This is a genomic window from Rhodoferax aquaticus, assembly GCF_006974105.1.
Taxonomy (GTDB): domain Bacteria; phylum Pseudomonadota; class Gammaproteobacteria; order Burkholderiales; family Burkholderiaceae_C; genus Allorhodoferax; species Allorhodoferax aquaticus_A.
Window position 1 is genome coordinate 4240209 of sequence record NZ_CP036282.1, and the last position, 22258, is coordinate 4262466.

The 22258-nt window shown below is 58.4% G+C and carries 19 protein-coding genes; 3 read left to right on the plus strand and 16 right to left on the minus strand.

The genetic code is table 11. The features are described from left to right. Positions 1 to 25 precede the first annotated feature (25 nt). The 5 genes from EXZ61_RS19525 to EXZ61_RS22430 all read right to left on the minus strand — a co-directional run bounded on the left by EXZ61_RS19525 (position 26) and on the right by EXZ61_RS22430 (position 5938). On the minus strand, positions 26 to 340 hold the full coding sequence (locus EXZ61_RS19525) for a hypothetical protein (protein ID WP_142813558.1): 315 nt from the start codon (positions 338 to 340) through the stop codon (positions 26 to 28). A gap of 21 nt (positions 341 to 361) precedes the next feature. Next, positions 362 to 961, minus strand: a complete 600-nt coding sequence (locus EXZ61_RS19530) for a hypothetical protein (protein WP_142813560.1) — start codon at positions 959 to 961, stop codon at positions 362 to 364. Beyond that, positions 958 to 2796, minus strand: coding sequence for a lysozyme family protein (locus EXZ61_RS19535; protein WP_142813562.1), 1839 nt, complete (start codon positions 2794 to 2796; stop codon positions 958 to 960). Before EXZ61_RS19535 ends, EXZ61_RS19530 begins: the two co-directional genes overlap by 4 nt. A gap of 47 nt (positions 2797 to 2843) precedes the next feature. Further along, a complete protein-coding gene (locus EXZ61_RS19540) occupies positions 2844 to 5723 on the minus strand; it encodes a type VI secretion system Vgr family protein (protein ID WP_142813564.1) in 2880 nt (959 codons plus the stop codon). An 89-nt stretch (positions 5724 to 5812) separates the two neighbouring features. Next, a complete protein-coding gene (locus tag EXZ61_RS22430) occupies positions 5813 to 5938 on the minus strand; it encodes a hypothetical protein (RefSeq protein WP_281063810.1) in 126 nt (41 codons plus the stop codon). Positions 5939 to 6029: 91 nt separating this feature from the next. On the opposite strand from EXZ61_RS22430, the gene EXZ61_RS19545 reads away from it, so the two are divergent. Then, on the plus strand, positions 6030 to 6341 hold the full coding sequence (locus EXZ61_RS19545; protein ID WP_142813565.1) for a hypothetical protein: 312 nt from the start codon (positions 6030 to 6032) through the stop codon (positions 6339 to 6341). 312 nt (positions 6342 to 6653) lie between these two features. Here the strand turns inward: EXZ61_RS19545 and EXZ61_RS19550 are convergent, their stop codons facing one another. The 11 genes from EXZ61_RS19550 to EXZ61_RS19600 form a co-directional block, all read right to left on the minus strand. Continuing rightward, on the minus strand, positions 6654 to 7385 hold the full coding sequence (locus EXZ61_RS19550; RefSeq protein WP_142813567.1) for a hypothetical protein: 732 nt from the start codon (positions 7383 to 7385) through the stop codon (positions 6654 to 6656). Positions 7386 to 7614: 229 nt separating this feature from the next. After that, positions 7615 to 8490, minus strand: a complete 876-nt coding sequence (locus EXZ61_RS19555; RefSeq protein ID WP_142813569.1) for an SMP-30/gluconolactonase/LRE family protein — start codon at positions 8488 to 8490, stop codon at positions 7615 to 7617. Positions 8491 to 8492: 2 nt separating this feature from the next. Then, on the minus strand, positions 8493 to 9281 hold the full coding sequence (locus EXZ61_RS19560) for an SDR family NAD(P)-dependent oxidoreductase (protein WP_142813572.1): 789 nt from the start codon (positions 9279 to 9281) through the stop codon (positions 8493 to 8495). A gap of 60 nt (positions 9282 to 9341) precedes the next feature. Next, positions 9342 to 11501 carry an alpha-galactosidase gene (locus tag EXZ61_RS19565; protein ID WP_142813574.1) on the minus strand — a complete coding sequence of 720 codons (2160 nt, stop codon included), beginning with the start codon at positions 11499 to 11501 and terminating at the stop codon, positions 9342 to 9344. A gap of 25 nt (positions 11502 to 11526) precedes the next feature. Further along, positions 11527 to 12378 carry a carbohydrate ABC transporter permease gene (locus EXZ61_RS19570; RefSeq protein ID WP_142813576.1) on the minus strand — a complete coding sequence of 284 codons (852 nt, stop codon included), beginning with the start codon at positions 12376 to 12378 and terminating at the stop codon, positions 11527 to 11529. Further along, complete coding sequence (locus tag EXZ61_RS19575) at positions 12379 to 13308, minus strand: carbohydrate ABC transporter permease (RefSeq protein WP_425353591.1); 930 nt, start codon at positions 13306 to 13308, stop codon at positions 12379 to 12381. A 215-nt stretch (positions 13309 to 13523) separates the two neighbouring features. Beyond that, positions 13524 to 14759 (minus strand): ABC transporter substrate-binding protein, encoded by a 1236-nt coding sequence (locus tag EXZ61_RS19580; protein WP_142813578.1) that lies wholly within the window; start codon positions 14757 to 14759, stop codon positions 13524 to 13526. Between the two features lie 35 nt (positions 14760 to 14794). Further along, positions 14795 to 16762: a beta-galactosidase gene (locus tag EXZ61_RS19585; RefSeq protein WP_142813580.1), complete on the minus strand. Its 1968-nt coding sequence runs from the start codon at positions 16760 to 16762 to the stop codon at positions 14795 to 14797. A gap of 11 nt (positions 16763 to 16773) precedes the next feature. After that, on the minus strand, positions 16774 to 17952 hold the full coding sequence (locus EXZ61_RS19590) for an ABC transporter ATP-binding protein (protein ID WP_142813582.1): 1179 nt from the start codon (positions 17950 to 17952) through the stop codon (positions 16774 to 16776). Positions 17953 to 17976: 24 nt separating this feature from the next. Beyond that, the gene (locus EXZ61_RS19595; protein WP_142813585.1) at positions 17977 to 19707 is read right to left on the minus strand and encodes an IlvD/Edd family dehydratase; all 1731 of its coding nucleotides are present in this window, start codon (positions 19705 to 19707) and stop codon (positions 17977 to 17979) included. A 122-nt stretch (positions 19708 to 19829) separates the two neighbouring features. Next, positions 19830 to 20552 (minus strand): FadR/GntR family transcriptional regulator, encoded by a 723-nt coding sequence (locus tag EXZ61_RS19600; RefSeq protein ID WP_142813587.1) that lies wholly within the window; start codon positions 20550 to 20552, stop codon positions 19830 to 19832. A gap of 106 nt (positions 20553 to 20658) precedes the next feature. Between EXZ61_RS19600 and EXZ61_RS19605 the strand changes: the two genes are divergently transcribed. Both EXZ61_RS19605 and EXZ61_RS19610 read left to right on the plus strand, forming a co-directional pair. Then, positions 20659 to 21594 carry a 2-dehydro-3-deoxygalactonokinase gene (locus tag EXZ61_RS19605; protein WP_168224830.1) on the plus strand — a complete coding sequence of 312 codons (936 nt, stop codon included), beginning with the start codon at positions 20659 to 20661 and terminating at the stop codon, positions 21592 to 21594. After that, on the plus strand, positions 21591 to 22247 hold the full coding sequence (locus EXZ61_RS19610) for a 2-dehydro-3-deoxy-6-phosphogalactonate aldolase (RefSeq protein ID WP_142813591.1): 657 nt from the start codon (positions 21591 to 21593) through the stop codon (positions 22245 to 22247). The genes EXZ61_RS19605 and EXZ61_RS19610 overlap by 4 nt, the downstream gene beginning before the upstream one ends. Positions 22248 to 22258: the final 11 nt, after the last annotated feature.

The window sequence follows — 22258 nt, forward strand, 5'->3', positions numbered from 1 at the left end:
TGTAGCGTTTGGAGTCATCAGGCTCTTAGGTGCATTCAAAGTCCAGCAAGCAGTGCAAGAAGGCCTTGATGTAAATCGTCGGCATGGGGTCAAACACTTTGCGGTAAATGCGGATGTTGGTGTAGTCCGTCCAGTTCGGGCGACCAGATTCAGGAATGAAATCGCTGATGTACGACGCATAGCTACGAATATCGATATGCCCGTGGTTGGGCATGGTCGGGGCTTTCTTATTGGCTTTGCGGCTCCCCCAAGCCCGGTCTGACCACGCATACACGATCACATCGCCCGCCGCTGCCCAACGGGCATCGGGGAGTTCAGAGGTTACGTCTCTGAAGCCCATTTTTGCTAGCTCAGACCCTGACTATTTCTTTAGATACTTTGAAACTTCGTCAACACAGAGCGGATGAACCCATTTCAATTGCCAGGGTTCGATATCGTTCAGAATTTCAATCATCGCGCAGTAAGTGTGTGAATTTTTTTCGCCGGAAATATTAAAGGCGGACGCATTTACTATCTTCCATTGATTGTTGAATTTTCGAAGAAAGTAATTAACACTACCAAAATTCGTGGTTTCAGCGGTGAATGTTCCTTTATCTCCATCCGCCTGAATGCCATATATTTTCAAGCCTTTGATTGCCCCTTTTTCTCCATATAAATCAAAATCATAAGAACCAAGTTTAGGATAACGCAAATATCCTACTCCTGCAACTTCACAACTACGCCATTTTTTATCCTCTGGTGTTAATAAACCATCTATAAAAAAGATCTTCAATATTCTGCAGTTTCTGGCCCCATCTTGCTTTCCATTAAACAAAGCTCCCTCAAACTCATTTGCACTATACGAATACATCCTATCGGCAAACTCCTTCACTTCAGTTTGCGCTGACGTCAAACTGCCTGCAAACACACTTATAGAAAGCGCACAACATGCAATGGCAATAGATATAAATTTCTTCATCATTTGATATTTCCCCTCGCCTTTTCTTCTGTCACATACTTATTAAATTGGCTCATGAAACAAGCCATATCCATAGGCCGTCCGTCGGGGAATTTGCGTTTAGCGTTCTCTGTGGAGCCAGGCAGGCTGGTCCAAGTCGTTTGCAATGCCTTCACTGCATCTTCGATTTGATTCTTGCGAATCAGTGGGAGCGCCTTTATGGAGCTTTTTAGCGGCCTCGTTTCAAGTAAGCGAACAGCCACTCTGTCTTGCACGGCAGCGCTGAACAAATCATCCTGAGCGGTCAAATCAGTTAAACCTTCCTTGATCGCTTCTTGCCAAGTGGCCTGCTGAATTTGGTACGCACCCGCTGCCGATTTACTATTGTTGGCTGCAAATACCTTCACCGCTTCCTGCCAAGGGTGGGTTTTGTAACTGCTAAACCGGCGTGAGTTAGGGTTGCTCGGTAGCGCCGTGTTTAGCATGTTGTAGCGTTTGGAGTCATCCGGCTCTTCGGTGCATTCAAAGTCCCGCAAGCAGCGCAAGAAAGCCTTGATGTAAATCGTCGGCATGGGGTCAAACACTTTGCGGTAGATGCGGATGTTGGTGTAGTCCGTCCAGTTCGGGCGACCAGATTCAGGAATGAAGTCGCTGATGTAGGTCTCATAGCTACGAATATCGATATGCCCGTGGTTGGGCATGGTGAGGGCTTTCTTCTTGGCTTTGCGGCTCTCCCAAGCCCGGTCTGACCATGCATAGACGATCACATCGCCCGCCGCTGCCCAACGGGCATCGGGGAGTTCGGCGGTTACGTCCCTGAAGCCCTTGCGCTTGAGCGGCTCGTCCGCATTGCTGGCGGATTCCTGCTCTGTGTATGTCCCGTCGTCGGCCAGAAAGCCCTGTGTCACCACCGTGCGCGCCAAGGCCAGCCGCACCCATTGGTAGCAGCGACCGGGGCCAACGCGAGGCCTCTCTCTTTCCCCCTTCTTGTGCTTGAACGTGCCATTCTTCATCTGCGCGTAGATGGTGGCCGTGCCTTCGCTTTTGGCGTAGTCATAGGTCACCTGTTCCTCCGCAAAATCTATCAACGCCTGTACCTGCTTTTGCATACCCCCAATATGGGTCACCTGTTTGTTGGCCCCAGTACCCGATGACTGGCTTTGTGCGTGGGCACTAGTAAGCCACGCAAACGACCAGCTCCCCCACCAGTCCTTGACTTTCTCGGCATACACCATCAGCGGGTTGCCTTGGGCATCGCGCCCTGTTTGGAGGGGCGCTTGGGCCCCGGTCTTGGGGGCTGTGGCGCGGGCAGGGTCGGGTTGTTTCTGGGTGGCGAGTTGCTTGGCCGGGCCTGGCTTTGCTGGTGCGGGCGGCTTGGGATGGTTGCGCCCCTCGTCCCGATACGCATCACTGACTGGCGGCTCTGCTTGGGCTGCCGCCACGAGTTCCAGCACACCCATGTCATCATCACTCCATCGCGGAATCTGGCTCTCTGCTTGCCCAGGCTCTCCTTGGTGCAGTTCAGTGGTGACTTCAAACACCATGCTCGGGCTGGTGTACGTCCAGTTGCTGGGGGTGGCCGGCGTGATGCACTGGTCAATGCGCTTGTAGCTGCCATCCAAGCGCTGGACTTCAATCTCCACGTCTTTATCGGGAGGGGCGAGCAGCTGCGGTATGAAGCCGGTGTCGTCAGTTGGGTAGATGGTGGCTGTGCCGTCTATCGTGATGCGCACGGTCAAGCCTGCAATGGGCAAACCGTCGAGCCCTATGAATTGCACGGTGGTGGCTACGACCGGGGCAGGGGTTGCAGCGGCGGGGGTGGCGGTGCTGGTGTCTTGGGTGTCTGTGGCGGTCGTCATGCTGTGAATCTTTGGTGTTTTGTTGTGCGGGTGTTCGGTGGAGGCGTTCAGTCATGCTGTGTGTCTGTCGTTTTGCCCCACTGTCCATCGCCCAGCACGAGGCGCAGTTTCTCGGCCTTGCCAGCGTAGATGGTGGGGGTGTTGCCCTTGGCATCCAGACCGCCAGCAGCAATCAATTCACCGGAAGCGGTGTAAGCCCGCACGGGCAGCGATGCCACCACGTTACGGCTGATTGCGTCCACGCCCAACACGGAAGCAAGGTTCAGCCGTGCGCTGTACGGCTTGGGCAGGTTCTCCGGCACAAAAGGCAAACTCGGCATGCTCACACTCCCCGCCTTGCCCGGTGCCAGCCCGTGGTAGGCCGCATGCGCCACATGGCTGCCGGCTGTTTGGCTGTGGATGCCGGCTGCACTCCACACCGTTTGGCTGCCGCCGCCGTTGATGACCAGCCGCTCTTTGGCCATGATGCTGACCCGGTTGGCGGTGACGGTGATGTCCAGCTTGGAGAGCAGGTTCACGCTCTTTTGCAGGGCTTGGATGTCGATGTCTGCTTTGGCGCTTACGAGTTTGATGCCGCTGTGGTTCGGGTCTTTTTTACCTTTGCCGTAGGCAAACAGTTTGATGGCTTCTTTGGCACTCAAGAGCCAGCTCTTGGCGGTAGACGTACTCACATGGCCCCCTGCGCTGATGGCATGGTGTTCTTGGCTGTGCTGGTGGGTGGAGCCTGCGGTGGTGCTCTCAATACCGGCTGGGCTGGCTAAGACAAGGTGAGGCTCGGTGAGTTCTGGGTGCATTCCTTCTTTACCCTTGATGGCCTCGTTTTGCACCTGGAGTGCGCTGGCGACTTCGCCCTGGTCTGCGTTGTCTCCCGCGTCTTGGGCCTGGTGCTGAGCGGCCAAGTTCCCCAAGCTGTGGTGTTGCTCTTGCGCTTGGCTTAGACGCGCAGCGGTTTCACTCAGGGCTTTGACATGGCCTTGGGCGTTGGGCCTGCCTTCGGTAGTGATGAGCAGGCCGTCTTGGGCGCGGATAGCGCCGTGGCCATCCGTGCGCAGCTCAAAGCCTTCGCCCCGGTGTTCTTGGCGGCCTGCCCTGCTCTCTATGCGGGTGATGTGGCCTAGGCTCAAGCTGCTGTGCTGGTGGTCGCTCTTGGCCTGCACCTGGATTTGATCTGCGGTGTCGTCCAAGAGCACATGGTTGCTTCTTCCTGCGGCGGCGTTGCCTTGGCCTGCGGTGAGCTCGCGGCTACGCATACCACTTAAGGCTTGTTGGCCGGGCAGCTCCCAGGGAGGCTGGTTGTTCTGGTTGTAGACAGAGGCGATAACGATGGGTTTGTCCGGGTCGCCGCCTTCAAAGCTCACCAGCACTTCTTGCCCGATGCGGGGAATGTGGATGGCCCCTAGCTGGTTGCCCGCCCAAGGGCTTGCCACCCGCACCCAGCAGCTGCTGCGTTGGTCGCGCGCGTCGTGCCTATCCCAGGGGAAGTGCACCTTGACGCGGCTGAGGTAGTCGGTGTGGTGGTTGGCCCCTGCGGGGCCGACTACCAAGGCGCTCAAGGGGCCGGGGATCAGGGGTTTGCTCTGTGTGCCGTCAGGGCGCAGGGCGATGGTGCTGGGCTGGACCTCGAATTCGGTGTGGACGCGCCACTTTCCTTGGGTGGTGTCTTGGGTGTTGGTGCTACCTGTTTTGTGCTCACTCGGGTTTTCTATGTCGAGTGTGGTGTGCAAGACGATGTATTCGGTGTTGGCGCTGGTCTGGGGGTGCTCGGCCAGGGTGAAGCTGCTGCCGGGCACGATGCCGCGGATGTGGCCGGCACCTCGGGCGCGTAAGGCCCCCTGGCGCAGGGCTTGCAGGCGCAAGCGAGCTAGGTGTTGGCCTTGGGGTTCGGTCTGGTTGGCGGCACTGTTTGCGCCTGCATTGGGCTGGCTGTAGTCGGAGGAAGAGAGGGAGGTGTTTGCTCCACCACCTGCTCCACTGTTCACTCCGCTGTTCCCTCCCCGCCAGAGGTAGATCTGGTGGGCCGGGTGATTGCCTGCATGGTCGCTGCTGGCTTGCACCGCCAGGCTGGCCTGGGGGCGGGTGTAGTCGTAGTCGGCACTGGCGTAGGCGCTGGCAGTCAGGCGCTGCACCGGGCTGAAGCGGTGGATGTACTCGCGGTCGGTCTTGTGCCCCAGCGGGTAGTAGGGGATGGTGTGGTAGGGGTTGAGGCCGGGATCAGCGCTGTTTTGTTGCAGGTCTTGTTGCCGGATTTGGAAGGCGCCGTTGTGGTCGCTCCAGATGAGGCGGTGGGCCTCGCCGCTGTGCTCGAAGTGGTAGTTGATGCCCCACTCTTGCATGAGCCGGGTGATGAATTGCAGGTCGGTTTCGTTGTACTGCACGCAGTAGTCGCGCACGGGGTAGCTCTCTAGGAGCCTCTTGGTACTGGGCTGGGGGTAGTTGGCCAGCACGTGTTCGATCACGTCGACCGGGCTCATGTCTTGGAAGACTTTGCAGTCGCTCTTGAGCCGGGCCTGGGCCAGCCAGGGCTCCAGGGTGAGTTGGTAGACGCGCTGGCGCGGGGTTTCTTGAATGAGGGTGGCTGCGGTGATGAGGGCGCTGATTTGGCGCTCTCCGCTGCCTTGGTGGGGGGTGGCGAGTTGGCCCTTGACGACCCCACCGATGCTGCCCGCCTCAAACGTGCCCATGCCTTCGAGCTGGATGTGGCAGCTAATGGCCTGGCCCATGAGGGCTTGGAGGTCCAGCTCTACCAGGCCACCCGGGACCGAGGTGTCCGGGGTTTGCAGGGTGAGTTGGTAGCGAAAGAGTTGGTTGATGCCTTCGTGGCCTTCCAAGCGCACGGCTTGAAGTTGGGCGTGACCGGCTTGGGCCTCTAGGCTGGCGCTGCTAATGGTGAGGATGCGCTCTGCGGGGATGAGGGTGGTGGTGGGCATGGCTTAGCTCCGTGGCTTATCCGTGGTGGACCGGGCCAAGGTTGCGCAAGTGAATGCGCGTTGAGTCGTTCGTTGCATCGTTAGCCCCTTCATTCAAATACCGCACGCGGTAAAAAGTAGCCACCGCCCTCGCGCCGCCCGCTGATGCCGATGGCTTTGGCTTTGGCTTTGGCCTTGACCCAGATTTGCAGCAAACCTAGGTCTTCATCGCGCATCACCGGATGCAGGTCGCAGCGGCTCTGTCGCAATGAGCCATTGTGAGGACGATGACGGCGTGTCTTTGTAAAAACGGCTTTGCAATTGCTGTTGAGTGCTTTGCTATGTGTGCGCCCGCTGGTACGCAGCTTGCCCCTTGCGCTTTCGCCATTTGGAAGAAATGATGCAAGCTACGAGCTGTGCGAAGACCTGGCCAACCTACTCACGCAGACCGCAGGCACCATGCAGTTCAGCCTAGGAATCACCGAGCATGATGTGCTGGAGCGCTGCCAGCAAGGCCTGCTCTTAGAAGATTCAGTGGTGACCCCCACCGAGGCGCAGTGGGTGATTTGCCGTTTGGCAGAACTCATGCAGTGGCCAATGCCTGCCGCCCTGACGGGAGCTGAGCACCAAGCCAGTTGAGATGAAGCAACGGCTGGCTCCTTGACGTGCATTGGCGCCAGCCCATGATTTCCCGCTAAGAGAAGCGGCTGAGTAAAGAAAGAACCCAATTAACTTTGGATGCAGTCCGCGCTGAATAAATCAGTGATCAGCCTGCGAACCGGAATTGGCTTTGCGGTAGTGGATAAAACCTTTATTGCTCCGTCGCCGAAATGTGATGCTGTTGCCTTGGCTGCAACATCGCTCTATTTCATGCTTATTTTCAAAAACATTGGACCGTGCTCGGCCCATGCTTTGATACTCAGAATGGTCGTTTCACCCAACTTTTCCGAACTAAAACTTCTCCTGCTTTAAATCGATGTCTCTCACATTACCATCAGCATTGAGTCGAACCATCAAGTGCGATTTGCAACGAGCATCTGAGTTAACTTGTATATATTCAAAATATCCATGTGAATTTCTAGCGGGAGGGCGTCTAGTGGCGGAATCAAGGGTTTCTAGATTCGGGGGAATAAACCCTTTACCGAAAGGATCAGCACCAACAATATACGGACCTAGTTCTCTCTCTACCAACTCAAAGTTAAATCCGGAGTTTTGCAATTGTGAAACATAGTGAATATTTCCACTCCACCAATTTTTCTCCTCTGTGCGAAAGCTGATGGTCCCAGCAAGCGCACTGTCTGGCGCAAACTCCGTCTTCATCCATTTAGAGTCGTCCGGGACTTTGAATGGCCAGGTTTGCTTGAGCGGCGTGGACGCAAATAGTCGGTCAAGTTCGACGGTCACTGCAAAAGAAGGCTCTAGCAAGAGAAATTTATCATGGATTAGTTTGATAAATTTTACCAACTCAGTTGGCGTTGAGATAGCCGACAATTGCTTGAATTTATCTTTGACTTTTGCATTAGCAACAACGTCACACTCCTTGGATTTTCGTGCAACCATCGAATCCAAGATAATTTGCGCCTGCACCGCCCCCTCAATCGGTAAAAAACAAAAGAAAAATACTAGATTTTTTAAATACAATTTAAAAACCATCTTGGTATTTATATACAAAATATTATCCAACTTCCAAAACAATATACACCTTTATTTTGAAGTTATTTTAAATCAGCGCCTCACCTACTTCTCAAGCGCTTGCGTCCAAACCTCTCGGTCGGACTGATAAGGAATTCCATATTCCGCCGCTTGCCCCTCTGGATTCTCGCTGCCGCATTCATGCCAGCCAAGGTTTACATGCGTATTGCTACAGACATAGTAGCCCTACGCGCATACCCCATGCGCGCCACAGGCACTTTTAGCCAAAAACACAGGGCAATACGCCACGCACACCGGGTTTGAGCACAAAGGCGTGACCCGCCAGCGGTTCTTTGGCGAGTTGCTCAGCGCTCAAGCCATTGCGCGCGCTGGTGACCAAGAGCGTGTCGAGATCAGGGCCGCCAAACGCCATGCTGGTGATTTGGCTGGCGGGCAGCTCTATCTTGCGCAGCAAGCGCCCATCGGGTGTGAACTGGCGAATGCAGCTACCGCCCCAAAACGCGAGCCACACATGGCCGTCCGCGTCCACGGTCATGCCATCGGGCGTGCCCTCTTGCGCGGTAAATCGGCGCCATACGGTCTTGTTGACCAGCTTGCCCTCAGGCGTCATGTCATAGCGGTAGGTGGTGTCCAAGAGCGAGTCGGTATGCAGCATCCACTGGCCGTTGCTGGCAATGGCGGGGCCATTGCATATGTGGATGCCGCGCTCCACCACCTCAAAACTGCCATTGCTGTCCAAGCGCGTGAGTTGGCCGTCAGGCTGCTGGGGCGTGTCGTTGTTCATAGACCCCGCCCAGATATGGCCCCAGGGGTCGGCCTTGGCGTCGTTCAGGCGCACCGCTGGGTTGTGCGCATGCGGGTTGGCCACCAACTCCAAACGTAACTGTGGCTCCAGCCACAGGCGGTAAAAGCCGGACTGCAAGCCCGCCATAAAGCCGTCGCCGTCGCGCCTGGGAATCAACCAGCCAATGCGCTCAGGCGTGGCCCACTGCTGGTGCACATCCGTTTCTGGATTCCAGGCATGGATGGTGCGGCCGTGAATATCCACACAGAAAAACCGCCCCGAGGCCGCATGCCACAAAGGGCCTTCGCCCAAGTCCATGGGCGCGGCAATCACCACCGAATAGCCGGGCATGCTCAGTTCCAACCTGCGTCAATGATGAAGTCTTGCGCTGTCACCATGCGGCTGTCGTCCGCCGACAAGAACAAAGCCAAGTTGGCCACGTCATTGCCGACGATGCGACCGGGTAGGCATTGGTTTTCATTCATGGCACGCTCGCCGGCCTCGTCCACCCACATGGTGAGCTGCTTCTCGGTCATGATCCAGCCGGGGGTCAGGGTGTTCACCCGAATTTTGAACTCGCCCAACTCCTTGGCCAAGCTTCGGGTCAAGCCCACGGTGGCCGATTTGCAGGTGGCGTACACGGGGTAGCCCTTGCTTTTGCCAATCCAGCTGGTGGAACCCAGGTTCACGATGGCACCGCCACCCAAGCGCTTCATGCCCTCCACCACCGCCTGCGCGGCAAAAAAGTGGGGCCGCAAGTTGATGGCTACACGCCAGTCAAAGTCTTCTTCGGTCACGGCCATGAGGTCATGCCGTTGGTCATTAGCCACGTTGTTCACCAACACGGCGATGTCACCCAAGGTCTCTGCGGTCGTGCGTATGGCCTGTTGCAGTGCTGGCACGTCGGTCGCGTCGCTTTGCAAAAACAGGGGTGTTGGCCCCACTGCACTGGCGCGCGCCACCACGTCGGCCGCCGACTGTGCATTGCGCCCTGTAAAGCCCACTTTGGCCCCTTGTCGGGCAAAGGCCACCACGATGTCGCCCCCAATGCCAGAGCTGCCTCCGGTCACAAACACGGTACGGCCAGCCAGGCTAGGGTAGTGGGCAAAATTTTTCGCGTCTTGGGTAGTGTGGGTAGTCATGTCGATCACAGGTGCGGGTCAGTAAAGGTCGGTAGCAAGGGGCACGGTGCAGGCAGGCCCTCAGGTTTGTAGCTCCAAGGTCAGCACCAAGGCCGATTCTGGGTTCATATTGGCAAGCGGCAGGCCCACGCAGCGCAGCTCGGAGGCGCTGCACAGCAGCCCCTCGTGCGCAAATGCCTCAAGGCCCGCCGACATAGCATCGCCCCGCGCACGCTCGTGGCCGGCTTGCGCCACCAAGCGCACGCGCCACAGATGCTCTGTCTTAAAGGAAGGCAAGGTCAACGGCGCATGGTGGTTGAATGCCGGCGCGGTATCGGTAAACACGCCCAACACGCACTGGGTGGCGGTTTGCACCAGCCACCACACGCCATGGGCGGTGCGCCCTTGGCTGAAGGTTCCGGTGTGCAACACATGACGCCAGGCTTTGTAGAGTGCGATCCAGCGCGATAGGCTTGCCTGGTCTGCCGCATTCAGGTGGCGCACATCGGCCTCCACCCCCATATGCCCGAACAAGGCAACCGCACCGCGGAAGTCCATGCTTTGCGCACGCCCCGTAGAGTGCGCGGGCGCGGGCCCCACATGGGCACCCAAGACTTCTAGCGGGAACACCCGCGCCGCGCCACTTTGGATCGCAACGCGAGAAAGTGCATCGTTGTTGTCGCTGGTCCAAAAGCGTTGGGTGTGGCGCAGCACCCCCAGGTCCATGCGTCCACCACCGGAGGCGCAGCTTTCGATTTCTACGTGGGGATGGGCTTGGCGCAAACGCGCCAGCAGCGCATACAAGGCATGCACCTGCGCACCATAGGCCATGCGCCCCTGGGCGTTTTGGGCCTGGGCTAAGTCACGGTTCATGTCCCACTTGAAGTAGGCGATGGCGTTGTCACGTAAGAGCGTACTGAGCTTGTCAAACAAGTAGTCGCTCACCTCTGGGCGGGCAATGTCCAGCACCAATTGGTTGCGGCCTAAGCTCAAGGGGTAGCCCGAAGCCTGCAGTGCCCAGTCTGGGTGCGCGCGAAACAGCGCACTGTCGGGGTTGACCATCTCAGGCTCTACCCACAGGCCAAACTCCATGCCCAAGCGGTGCACATGGGCAATCAAGGGGCCCAAGCCCTCGGGGTATTTGGCTGCGTCAGGCCACCAGTCCCCCAAGCCACTGCGGTCGTTGGGTCGGCCAGGAAACCAGCCGTCGTCCAGTACAAAGCGCTCTACGCCCACCGCAGCTGCGCGCGTGGCCAAGTCTTGTAGAACCAGCAAGTCATGGTCAAAGTACACCGCTTCCCAGGTGTTGAGATGCACGGGGCGTGGCCGCATGGCACCACCGTGCCACTGGAGCACGGTTTGGCGTGTGTATTGGTGCAGCTGCTGCGAGGCCCCATTCAAGCCCTGGTCCGACCAACTGAGGTGCAAGGCGGGAGAGGCATAGCTCTCACCCGCGCCTAGACGCAACTCGCCCGGTGCCAGCCACTCACCGGCTTGCAGCATCCAAGCCCCGTCGTCGCTGCGGTTCAACGCAAAGTGGTGGTTGCCACTCCACGCCAAATGGGCGGCAACGACGGCACCAGTGTGCTCGTCAGCATTGGGAGCCATCACAAAGCAAGTGGGCGGGGATTCGTGCGAGCTGCGGCCATGCTGGTTGAGCTGGGCCCAGCCTGCAGGGCTGACCCCATGGCGTTGCCACTGGTATTCATGGGCCCACTGGCCTGTGAAATAGCCGACATCTTGCAAGGCAGCGGGCATAGCCACAGTGCCGGCGGCCAGTGCGTCAATTTGCAGCGCTGCGGTGCCCGTATTGCGCAAGGTGGTACGCAGGGTGAGGACGTCACTGGGAACATGCATGTCCATGCGCAGGGTCACTTCCAGAGCAGCCGCTTCTTGCGTGCTGCTGTCGTGCAGCACGAACACGACACTGTGCGTGTCCCCGTTGTTCTCTAGGGAGAAAGACCGTGCCACCAGCGACTGGATGCCCTGCAGCCCATCACGGTGGCTGCGCAGCGCCGCTGCGTGGGGCTGCGCATGGCCAAAGCAAGGCAGTATGGGCGCGCCTAACAAGGTGTCCATACTGCCCGGTGGCAAGCGTCGCAATGCAGGGGTGGACCACGCACTGAGCAAAGGGGTAGAACCCAAGCGCGCACCGTAGTGGCGCCAAGTGGGCATATGGCCCACCGCAAACTCAATCACCAGTGCGCTGTGGGTGCCATCGAGGCGAATCAGTTGGTGCATAGTGGGATAGAAATGCAGGGCGCAGCTAGCCCTTGGTAGCGCCAAATGTCAGACCGGCGATGAAGTGCTTTTGCATGAGAAAGAAGATCAATACCGGCGGCATAGCCGCCACGATAGAGCCAGCCGACACCAAGTGCCACTGGGCAACCCAGATGCCGTTGAGTGACTTCAAGCCGCCTGTGACGGGCATGGCGTGGCTACCTTGAATCAAGACCGTGGCCCAGAAGTAGTCATTCCAGATGAAGGTAAAGATCAGCACGGACAGCGCCGCGACCGCCGGGCGCACCAAGGGCAACACCACCTTAAAGAAAATCTGGATTTCAGACGCTCCCTCTACGCGGGCCGCTTCAATCAACTCGCGTGGCAATTCACGGATGAAGTTGCGCATAAAGAAGGTGCAAAACCCCGTTTGGAACGCGATGTGGAACAAGACCAGGCCGGTGATGGTGTCGTACAAGCCCAGCCGCAGGCTGAGGTCACGCACAGGCACCATCAAGATTTGAAAGGGAATGAAGTTCCCGCCCACAAAGATGAAGAACACCAGCAGGTTGAACTTAAACCGGTACACCCCCAGCGCAAAGCCCGCCATACAGGCCAACGTCAGCGCACCAATCACGGTGGGAATGGTGACCAAGAAGCTGTTCAAGATATAGGTGGCCAGCGGCGTGTTGTTGAACACGGCCGAGTAGTTTTCAATAATCCGCCAGTCAGTCGGCAGACCCCAGTAGTTGCCACTGGAAAGATCGCCTAAACCTCGGACCGAGGTGAACGCTACCGCAATGATGGGCAGCAACCACACCAGCAGGGCCACGGGCAAGCCCACTTTGTAGAGCAGGCGGGTGGGCAGCGAGGTGTTCGCAATAGGGGTGGGGAACATTTAATCGGTCTCCTGTTCCTGTTTGTACACACGGTACAGGACAAAAATAATATAGACGAGCATGAGCAAAAACAGCACCGTGGCAATGGCCGTGCCGTAGCCCATGCGGTAGCCGTACTCGCTGAGCGCTTTTTCGTACATGTAGTAGGCCAACACCCGCGACTGCCCGTAGGGTCCGCCTTGGGTCATGATGGAGATCATGTCAAAGCTACGCAGTGAGCCAATGATGGTCACCACGACGGCGATGAAGGTCGCGGGGCGCAATTGCGGCAGTACGATCTTGAACAACATGGTCCAGCCCTTGGCACCTTCTAGCCGCGCGGCTTCAATCAGGTCAGGGCGCAGGTTATTCAAACCCGTTAAATACAAAATCATGCAATAGGCAGTCTGCGGATACAGGCCCGCCACCACAATGCCGTACGTCACCAGACGATCGTCGGACAAAATGGCCACAGGGTCCATGCCCAGTGCCGCCATCACATGGAGCAGCAGGCCATTGGTGGGGTCATAAAACCAGCTGAACACCAAGCCAATCACCACTTGGGAAATGACAAACGGGAAGAAGAACAGGGACTTGGCCAAGCGAATGCCAAAGACCTGTTGGTTGAGCAAGAGCGCCAAGCCCAAGCCCATAGGAATAGAGAGCAAGAAGCCAAAGAACCAGATGACATTGTTCTTGAGCGACACCATGAAGTCGGGGTCACCCATGAGCTCGATGTAGTTGCCCAAGCCAATGAATTTGGGGGTTCCCAATCCGTCCCAGTCGTAGAAGCTAATCGCAATGGACTCAAAAATCGGCGCGATCACGTAGACCATGAACATCAGCATGGCGGGGGTGAGGAAGAGCCATGGCACCAAAGCCATTTGGTGGCGCGACCACCAGCCGGGCTTGGCCAGGCTGTCAGGGCTTGTAGCGCTGGAAGAAGTCATAAAAATCGTCTCGGTAGCTAAGCAAAAACCGCGGGGTCAAAAACACTGCCAGTGCCCCACGTGGGGAAGCCACGCCACATCGGTGCAAAGCTCAGGACCGGGCTGACCTTGCGTGGCAGGGCTGTTAAACATGGAATACAGACTGGCAGGTTTCTTTTCGTGGGGAGGTCCGTGGTGGCACTGTCTCCCGCCAGTGCCACGGCTGTCCTTTGCCCTTACTTGTAAACGCGCTGGCGCACGGTTTCCAGGCGCTCCAGAATCGCGGTGCGGTTCTGTGGCTTGAGCATGTACTCTTGGAATCCGTCCATGCCGGCCTTGGCCATTTCTGCCGGTGCGTCACGGTCATAGAACTGACCCAGTGCATACGCGTTAGACAACATCGAGAAACCAGCCTTCAGGTAGGTGTCTTGTGGCATCTTGGCGTTTTTGTTGACCGGCAATTGACCCAAGGTCGCGTTCATTTCTGACTGAACTTCCGGCTTGGCCATGTACGCGAGGAAGCGACGTGCGTCCACCTTGTTCTTGGCTTTTGACGGAATGTGCAGAGTGTCGGTGGGCGCATCTTCTGCTTTTGGCACACCCTTGGTGATTTCAGGGAACTGCATAAAGCCCAGTTGCTCCTCTTTCAGGCCCGCTTCTTTCATAGGCGCGACCGCAAAGTTGCCCATGAGGTACATCGCGGCGTCACCCTTGACGAAAGCCGGCAGTGCTTCTTGCCATTGGTAAGACGGGTGGTTTGCCAAGTAGTAGCCAGGCTTGACCAGGTCGTCCCACTTGTCAAACACCGCTTGCACGCGTTTGTCGGTGTAAGGCACTTTGCCAGCGGTCAGGTCCATATGGAACTCATAGCCGTTGACGCGCATGTTCAGATAGTCAAACCAGCCGCCTGTGGTCCACGTGGCTTTGGTGCCGATGGCGAACGGCACAATGCTGTTCGCCTTCAGTGTGGCGGATGCTTTCACCAAGTCGTCCCAACTCTTGGGTTCAGCGATCTTCAGCTTGGCGAAGATGTCTTTGCGGTAGTACACGCCCCATTGGTAGTAGGTGTAAGGCAAGCCCCACTTCTTTCCATTGATGGTCATGGATGCGGCGGCTGACTTGAATGAATCGTTCAAGCCTTCCTTAGCCCACAGATCAGACACGTCTTCAAACAAACCGGCATTGACAAATGGAGCCATGCGGTTGCCTGCGTACCACGTCGCCAAGTCAGGTGCTTCCGCGCCCAAGAAGTTGCGAATGGAGGTTTTGTAGCCTTCGTGGTCAAAGGTGTTGACCTTGACTTTAACGTCTGGGTTTGCCTTTTCAAAGCCCTTGACCAATGCCTCAAACGCTGCCTTAGGTGCAGGGTCTGACGCATCGGTGTTGATCACCAAGTCGCCCGCAAAGGCGCTCAGGCCGCAAGCCATCAGCACCGCTGTGGCCAAAGTGCGTTGCACAAGTTTGAATCGCATGTCTTCTATCTCCTAGTTGTACGTCGGGGGACGCGTTATGCGGAAGCTTGCAGCTTCCAGATGGCCAGGCCCTGGGGGGCCAATTCACGCGCACCCAGTAGGCAGTGCGCGCTGTTGCTTGGTGAAAACTCCACCGGGGAACTCGAAAAATTCTGAACAAACAAGCAGTCACCGTTGCGTGTGATGCGTACATCCGTTGGCAGCGTGTGGGTGACCAAGCCCGCGGCTTGCGCCACTTGGCCTAGCAACTGGTTCCAGCCCTCGGCATCGGGCCAGCCCGCGCTGTACCAGCTGTTGCCATTGCGCAGCACGGCAGGCTTTCCATCGGCAAAACTAGCGAGGGCAGTTGCGCCCTGGCTGGCGACGTCTTCGCGCCAGTGGGTGTTGCTGCTGGTCGCGCCATTGGCCCACTGCACCAGGTCATGGACGCCCGGCGGCAGAGATTCCACGCGCTGCACCTGCAGACCCGCCAAGGGGGCAAAGGCCCCTGGCGGCATGCCAGCGGCAAAGGCGAGCGCTTGGTTTTTGGCACCACTGCGCGGCCCCAACACGACCTGGGCCTGGCTTTCCGCCAAGCGTTTCGCCAAGTGGGCGTCCTCACGCATATGCGCCGGCAAGACGACCATGCGGTAAGCACTGAGGTCCGCCTTGCTGGACACCATGTCCACATCCAGCCCCATGGCGCGCAGCGCGCTGTAGGCGCGGAACGTGATTTCCATGGCGTTGAAGTCGGCACCCTGGGGTTGGATTTGTGCCATCCAGATACTGGGGTAATCAAAAACAATAGCAGTCTGCGCAGTACGCATGGGCGCTAGCGGCATATTTGCACCCAAATCCTTCAACTCCTGTGCGACTTGCGTGGCCTCTAAGCCCCCTTGGTCGATGGTGCGGTCTGGGCGGTTTAAGCCCGCATGCATTTGCTCTTGGGCAAACGGTGCTTGGCGCCAGCGAAAGTAACTGACGACTTCTGCGCCGTGGGCAAACGCTTGCCAAGTCCACAAGCGTACGATGCCGTCTAGCGGAGCGGGGTTCCACTGCGCCCAGTTCACGGGGCCCGGTTGCTGCTCCATCACCCACCAGCGCCCTTTGCACATGCCACGGTAGAGGTCATGGTGAAAGGCCGGAATGTCGGGGTGGCCGGTGCGCGCATAGCGGCGCTTTTCGTCTGGGCTTAAAAAGAAGTCTTGGGTAAAGCCCAGCGGGTAGCTGTCATGGGTGGCCACGTCCAGGTCTTGCGACACGTCATGGTGGTCAAACTCCGTGAAGAAACCCATGAAGTTGTGGGTGATGTCACGCCCCGGCGAGTGGGCGCGCAGGATGTCGGTCTGGATGCGGTTGAACGCCACCACTTCGTCAGACGCAAAGCGCCGGTAGTCCAAGCGGTGCGCGGGGTTGGCTTCGGTCACCGTGCCCACAGGCGCGTCTATTTCGTCAAAGCTTGCGTATTCTTGGCTCCAGAACACATTGCCCCACGCAGTGTTGAGCGCGTCCACCGTGCCATAGCGCTTTTGCAGCCAAGCACGGAAGGCTTGCTGGGCTGCATCGCTGTAGCTGAGCACCGTGAGATGGCAGCCATACTCGTTGTCGGTCTGCCACGCTGCGACCGCAGGGTGTTTGCCATAGCGCTCTGCCACAGCCAGTGAGATGCGTGCACTCTGCGCACGGTAGCTCTGGCTGGAGAAGCAGTAGTGGCGGCGCGAGCCAAATTTGCGCGGCTGCCCCGAGGCATCGACCGCCAGCATGGTGGGGTCGCTGTCGACCAACCATTTGGGAGGCGTAGCGGTGGGCGTGCACATCACGACTTTGAGCCCTGCCGCGTGCAAGGTTTCAATGGCCTGGTCCAGCCAAGACCATTCGAAGTGCCCGGGCCTTGGCTCGATGCGGCTCCAAGCAAACTCCGCAATACGCACATAGCGTATGCCCATCTGCACCATGCGTTGGGCATCATCCTCCCACCACGCTTGGGGCCACTGTTCAGGGTAGTAACAAACACCGAGTTCCATCGCCATGTCCTTTAGGCAAACGCGGGGCTTGCGGGGGCTTGCACGGGCGCAGACAAAGACAGCTCTTCGTTTGCAATAGTGCGTGGCAAGGCCAAGCCATCGGCATCAAACAGATGCAGGTGCTGCGGCGGCATGCTCAAGGCGACGCGCTCACCGGCCCGCGCAAAGCTGTTGCCTGGGGCTTTGACCACACACGGGTCGCTGGGCGCTCCGCTGTCGAGGTAGAGGTAGGTGGACTCACCCAAACGCTCTTGCCACTGGACGGTACGCAGCACATGCTGGCTGGCGGTCCCCACTTCCGCGTCCTCTGGGCGCAGCCCTAGGGTGACCTTCGCACCTGCGCTCAAGCGGCTGGCGTTGACCCGTGCTTGCACGGTTTCACCCGTGTTGAGCACCACGGTCGCCAGGTCAGCCGTGGCGGCTTGCAAGGTACCGTCAATAAAGTTCATCTTGGGTGAACCAATGAAACCCGCCACAAACTTATTGACGGGGCGGTGGTAGAGCTCTAGCGGCGCGCCAAACTGTGCCACGCTTCCGTCGCGCGCCACTGCGGGGCCCGAGTTCAAGAGCACGATGCGGTCTGCCAAGGTCATGGCCTCCACCTGGTCGTGGGTCACATAGACGGTGCTGGCTTTGCCGAAGTCGCGGTGGATTTTTGCAATCTCGAAACGGGTTTGCACGCGCAGTGCTGCGTCCAAGTTAGACAGCGGCTCATCAAACAAAAACACCCCGGGTTGGCGCACGATCGCGCGGCCAATCGCTACCCGCTGCCGCTGTCCGCCCGACAGGGCTTTGGGCAAGCGCTGTAGCAGTGGCTCTAACTGCAGAATGCGCGCAGCATCGCCCACGCGGCGCTGAATGCTGGCTTCGTCCACCTTAGACAGCCGCAAACCAAAAGCCATGTTTTCATACACGGTCATGTGCGGGAACAAGGCGTAGCTTTGGAACACCATGGCGACACCACGCTGCGCGGGTGCGACGTCGTTCATCACGCGCTCACCAATGCGCAGTTCGCCACTGTTGATGGTCTCTAGACCGGCCACCATGCGCAGCAAGGTGGATTTGCCGCAGCCCGAGGGGCCTACAAACACACAAAATTCGTTGGTGCCAATGTCTAGATTGACATCACGAATGACCGGGGGGTGGTCACCATAGGCCTTGAAGACCTTTTTCAGTTCGATACGCGCCATGTTGTCGTGTTCCTTGCCTGGGGCTTAGTGGGATTCGCGGGGCACAGCGTCACCGCGGCAACCCACTAAAAAATCGAGGTCCGCGCCTTGGTCGGCCTGCATCACATGGCGGTGATAGAGCCGCACGTAGCCCGAAGCAGGCTCTGGCGGTGCCTGCCACTCGGCTCGGCGTTGCGCGAGCTCTTCGTCGCTGATCAGGAGCTGCAGCTTGCGCTGGGCCACATCGAGCTCAATCATGTCGCCGTCCTTCACCAAAGCAAGGGGACCGCCTGCTGCCGCCTCTGGCGCCACATGCAAAACGACCGTGCCAAAGGCTGTGCCGCTCATACGGGCGTCTGAAATGCGCACCATGTCTGTCACCCCCAACTTCAGCAACTTGGCGGGCAAGCCCATGTTGCCTACTTCGGCCATGCCGGGGTAGCCGCGTGGGCCACAGTTCTTGAGCACCATGACTGAGTTGGCATCAATATCCAAATCAGGGTCTTCGATGCGTGTCTTGTAGTGTTCAATGTCTTCAAACACCACCGCTTTGCCAGTGTGCTTGAGCAGGCTAGCCGTGGCAGCCGAGGGCTTGATGACCGCACCGTTAGGCGCCAGGTTGCCGCGCAAAACGGCCAAGCCTCCTTGGTCCACCAAGGGCTTGTCGAGGGGGCGAATCACATCGTCGTTAAAGCATTCTGCGTCGGCCACGTTTTGGGCAATGGTTTGGCCGTTCACGGTCATGGCTTCACCGTGGAGCTTTCCGGCGTCCAGCAGGCGCTTCATCACGACAGGCAGGCCACCGGCGTAATAAAAGTCTTCCATCAGGTACTTGCCGGAGGGCATCAGGTTGACGATGGTGGGCATGTCGCGCCCCAATCGGTCCCAATCGTCCAAGGTCAGCGGAACCCCCATGCGCCCTGCGATGGCCAAGAGGTGAATCACCGCATTCGTGGAGCCCCCGATGGCACCACACACGCGAATGGCGTTTTCAAATGCTTCGCGGGTCAGAATCTGCGACAGGCGGACATCCCGATTCACCAAGTCCACGATGTGGCGGCCTGCGCGCTGCGCCAGTTCGTAGCGGCGTGCATCCACCGCTGGAATAGCCGCATTGGTGGGCAGCGCCACGCCCAGCGCTTCTACTAAGCTAGCCATGGTGGAGGCAGTCCCCATGGTCATGCAAGACCCCGCAGAACGTGACATGGAGCTTTCGGCCTGCATGAACTGCGGCAGCGTCATAGTGCCCGCATTGACCGCTTCCGAGAACTTCCAGACATGGGTGCCTGAGCCAATGGCTTGGCCGCGGTAGTTGCCATTGAGCATGCCGCCGCCAGACACTACGACCGTGGGCAGGTCCACACTGGCAGCACCCATCAGCGTAGCGGGGGTGGTTTTGTCACAGCCCGCCAGCAGCACCACGCCATCGAGCGGGTGGGCGCGCAGCGCCTCTTCAACATCCATGCTCGCCAAGTTGCGGTACAGCATGGCCGTGGGGCGCATGAGGGTTTCACCCAGACTGGAGACGGGAAACTCCACAGGAAACCCACCCGCTTGCATCACACCATGCTTGACCCGCTGGGCCAGCTCACGGAAGGTTTGGTTACATGGGGTGAGCTCACTCCATGTGTTGCAAATACCGATGACGGGGCGGCCGTCAAAGCTGTCTGCTGGCAGTCCCTCGCTTTTCATCCAGCTGCGGTGGATGAAATTGTCTTTACTGGTGCCGCCAAACCAATGTTGGGAACGGCGAAGCTTGTCTTTGGGGTCGGTCATGGCTTTGCGAGCAATTGCTGTGTTTCTTGGTTTTAATTGTCATACAAATAAACCGTAAGAAAACTAGGGTTTTCCCGCGCGCACGCGAAAAGACCCCTCGCAAACGCAAAAGACCCCAAAGACTAGAAGGCGACCCGCTTCATCAACGCCCGGGTCTCCGAAAGCATGCCCGCCATGCGGTGCAGAGCACTTTGGGTGTCGGCACTTTCAATGGCCGCATACACTTTTTGATGGTCCGATAGCCCCCGCTTGAAGTCGCCTGCACCCCGGGCGGTGACCCCCAACAACGACTCCAAAGCGCTGCCGATAATGGCCGCCAACGGCATGAGCAAAGGGTTGTTGGTGGCTTTCAAGATGGCGGTGTGGAATTCCAAATCTGCCTCCACCCATTGGCCGATATCACGGGCGTTTTCCATGTTGTGCAGCGCAGCGCCAATGGCCTCCAACTGCTCTGGCGTGCGGCTGCTGGCCGCTAGCGACGCAGCTGCAGGCTCAATGATTTCGCGTAGTTCCGTCAAGTGCCGCAAAAACTCGGCATCCGCCCCCGTGGCACACCGCCACGCCAAAATATCGGGGTCCAACAGGTTCCACAACTCTTTGGCGCGCACACGCGTTCCGATGCGGGGGCGTGATTCGAGCAAGCCCTTGGCGGCCAACACCTTGACCGCTTCTCGCAACGCCGTGCGACTAACCGCCAACTCTTGGCACAGCTGCTCCTCATTGGGCAGCACCGCACCCGCGAGGTATGCCCCGCCCACAATGCGCTTACCCAATTCCCCCACGACCTGTCCATGCAAATTGCGCCCCGTGTAAGCGGAGGCGGGTGGACTGAGTTGAGGCTTCATACGGCAGACGGGTGAGGTTAAAACGCCGAATGGCGCGAGTTTTGCGATTTAATCATCATATGTTTAAATCGCGCAATCTCCTATTTTAAAAACTATGGAAACCACTTTGCACATCCCTCTCGTCGGAATTGACTGGGGCACCACCCACCGCCGCGCCTATGCCATCACAGCCCAAGGCACGTGCACCCAAGAAATGGCCGATGACCAGGGCGCACTCGCTAGCCAAGGAAACTTCGAAGCCGCCTTAAAGCAAGCGCTTGGCGCGCTCAACACCGACACGGACTGCGTGATCATGGCGGGCATGGTGGGCAGCGCGCTGGGCTGGCACGAGGTGCCTTACGCCGACCAAGAGCTCGCACTGGAAGATCTGGGTAAGCACCTGTTTGCCGTGCCTGCCGGTACCACTGCCCCACCACGTTTTATTGTGCCGGGATACCGTGTGCGCAACGCGTGGGGGCAGCCTGACGTGATGCGCGGCGAAGAAACTCAACTTTTGGGCGCGGTCGTACAAGGGCACAGCGACGGTTGGTTTGTACTGCCCGGCACGCATAGCAAGTGGGTAGAGCTGCAAGACGGACGGGTGCGCCAACTGCGAACCTATATGACGGGGGAGTTGTTTGACCTCTTGGGGCGCCACGGCACATTGGCAGCCGCTGCGGGCGTGGGCACCCCTGTCTGGGATGCCACCGCGTTTGCAAATGGAGTACGGGTGTCAGGGCAGCGCGCACTCAGCCATATGCTGTTTGCCAGTCGGGCCTTGGTGGTCTGCGGCGACATGCCAGCGGCCAGCACGCGGTCGTACTTGAGCGGATTGCTCATTGGCACGGAACTCAAAGACGTCATGCACAGCCATGCCAGCACGGGCACCGGCGCACTGTCACCGAGCCAGCAGCGCTTTCAGCTCATCGGCTCGCCTGAATTGGCACGCCACTACCAAACCGCAGCAGATTTGTTAAGTCTGCAATTCAACATCTTGGACCCCAAGGCCGCCTTTTTGGCCGCCGTCAGCCATTTGTACCAGCACGCACAGAAAAACACATGACCCCTACCGACATCACACCCGCCCATCGCCTAGTTGCAAATGCCCGCACCATGCCCTTGGTTGCCATTTTGCGTGGCCTCACACCAGAAACCGCTGTGGACATTGGCCACGCTTTGGTGAACGCAGGGTTTCGCACCCTGGAAGTGCCGCTCAACCGGCCGGGCGCTCTGCGCTGCATTGAACTGTTAGTGCAGCATTTGCCAGCAGATACGCTGGTCGGTGGAGGCACCATGTTGACCCCAAGTGATGTGCAAGCGGTTTACGACGCCGGTGGGCGGCTGATGGTGTCGCCTAACTGTGCACCTGCCGTGATTCGGCATGCGGTTGGCCTGGGCATGCTGTGCGCGCCGGGTGTAGCCACCCCAACTGAAGCATTTGCTGCCCTAGAAGCTGGGGCACATGCGCTCAAATTGTTCCCCGCAGAGATGGTGGGGCATGGTGGCCTCAAAGCGCTGAAGTCGGTGTTACCTGCGGGAACCGATTTGTGGCCCGTTGGAGGCATCACCCCCGAGAGCATGGGCGCATGGCGCGCAGCAGGCGCTACCGGCTTTGGGATTGGGGGGCAATTGTTTTCACCGGGTAGCCAAGCCGCGGACGTTGGGGTGCGTGCAGCAGCCTATGTGCAGGCTTGGCAAGCGCTGACCGCTGCTTAGCTGCAAAAACC

Bases quoted from the DNA above. Each gene is read 5' to 3' on its own strand.
- EXZ61_RS19525 (WP_142813558.1), bottom strand. From the start codon at position 340: ATGGGCTTCAGAGACGTAACCTCTGAACTCCCCGATGCCCGTTGGGCA.
- EXZ61_RS19530 (WP_142813560.1), bottom strand. From the start codon at position 961: ATGATGAAGAAATTTATATCTATTGCCATTGCATGTTGTGCGCTTTCT.
- EXZ61_RS19535 (WP_142813562.1), bottom strand. From the start codon at position 2,796: ATGACGACCGCCACAGACACCCAAGACACCAGCACCGCCACCCCCGCC.
- EXZ61_RS19540 (WP_142813564.1), bottom strand. From the start codon at position 5,723: ATGCCCACCACCACCCTCATCCCCGCAGAGCGCATCCTCACCATTAGC.
- EXZ61_RS22430 (WP_281063810.1), bottom strand. From the start codon at position 5,938: ATGCGCGATGAAGACCTAGGTTTGCTGCAAATCTGGGTCAAGGCCAAA.
- EXZ61_RS19555 (WP_142813569.1), bottom strand. From the start codon at position 8,490: ATGCCCGGCTATTCGGTGGTGATTGCCGCGCCCATGGACTTGGGCGAA.
- EXZ61_RS19560 (WP_142813572.1), bottom strand. From the start codon at position 9,281: ATGACTACCCACACTACCCAAGACGCGAAAAATTTTGCCCACTACCCT.
- EXZ61_RS19565 (WP_142813574.1), bottom strand. From the start codon at position 11,501: ATGCACCAACTGATTCGCCTCGATGGCACCCACAGCGCACTGGTGATT.
- EXZ61_RS19570 (WP_142813576.1), bottom strand. From the start codon at position 12,378: ATGTTCCCCACCCCTATTGCGAACACCTCGCTGCCCACCCGCCTGCTC.
- EXZ61_RS19575 (WP_425353591.1), bottom strand. From the start codon at position 13,308: ATGACTTCTTCCAGCGCTACAAGCCCTGACAGCCTGGCCAAGCCCGGC.
- EXZ61_RS19580 (WP_142813578.1), bottom strand. From the start codon at position 14,759: ATGCGATTCAAACTTGTGCAACGCACTTTGGCCACAGCGGTGCTGATG.
- EXZ61_RS19585 (WP_142813580.1), bottom strand. From the start codon at position 16,762: ATGGAACTCGGTGTTTGTTACTACCCTGAACAGTGGCCCCAAGCGTGG.
- EXZ61_RS19590 (WP_142813582.1), bottom strand. From the start codon at position 17,952: ATGGCGCGTATCGAACTGAAAAAGGTCTTCAAGGCCTATGGTGACCAC.
- EXZ61_RS19595 (WP_142813585.1), bottom strand. From the start codon at position 19,707: ATGACCGACCCCAAAGACAAGCTTCGCCGTTCCCAACATTGGTTTGGC.
- EXZ61_RS19600 (WP_142813587.1), bottom strand. From the start codon at position 20,552: ATGAAGCCTCAACTCAGTCCACCCGCCTCCGCTTACACGGGGCGCAAT.
- EXZ61_RS19610 (WP_142813591.1), top strand. From the start codon at position 21,591: ATGACCCCTACCGACATCACACCCGCCCATCGCCTAGTTGCAAATGCC.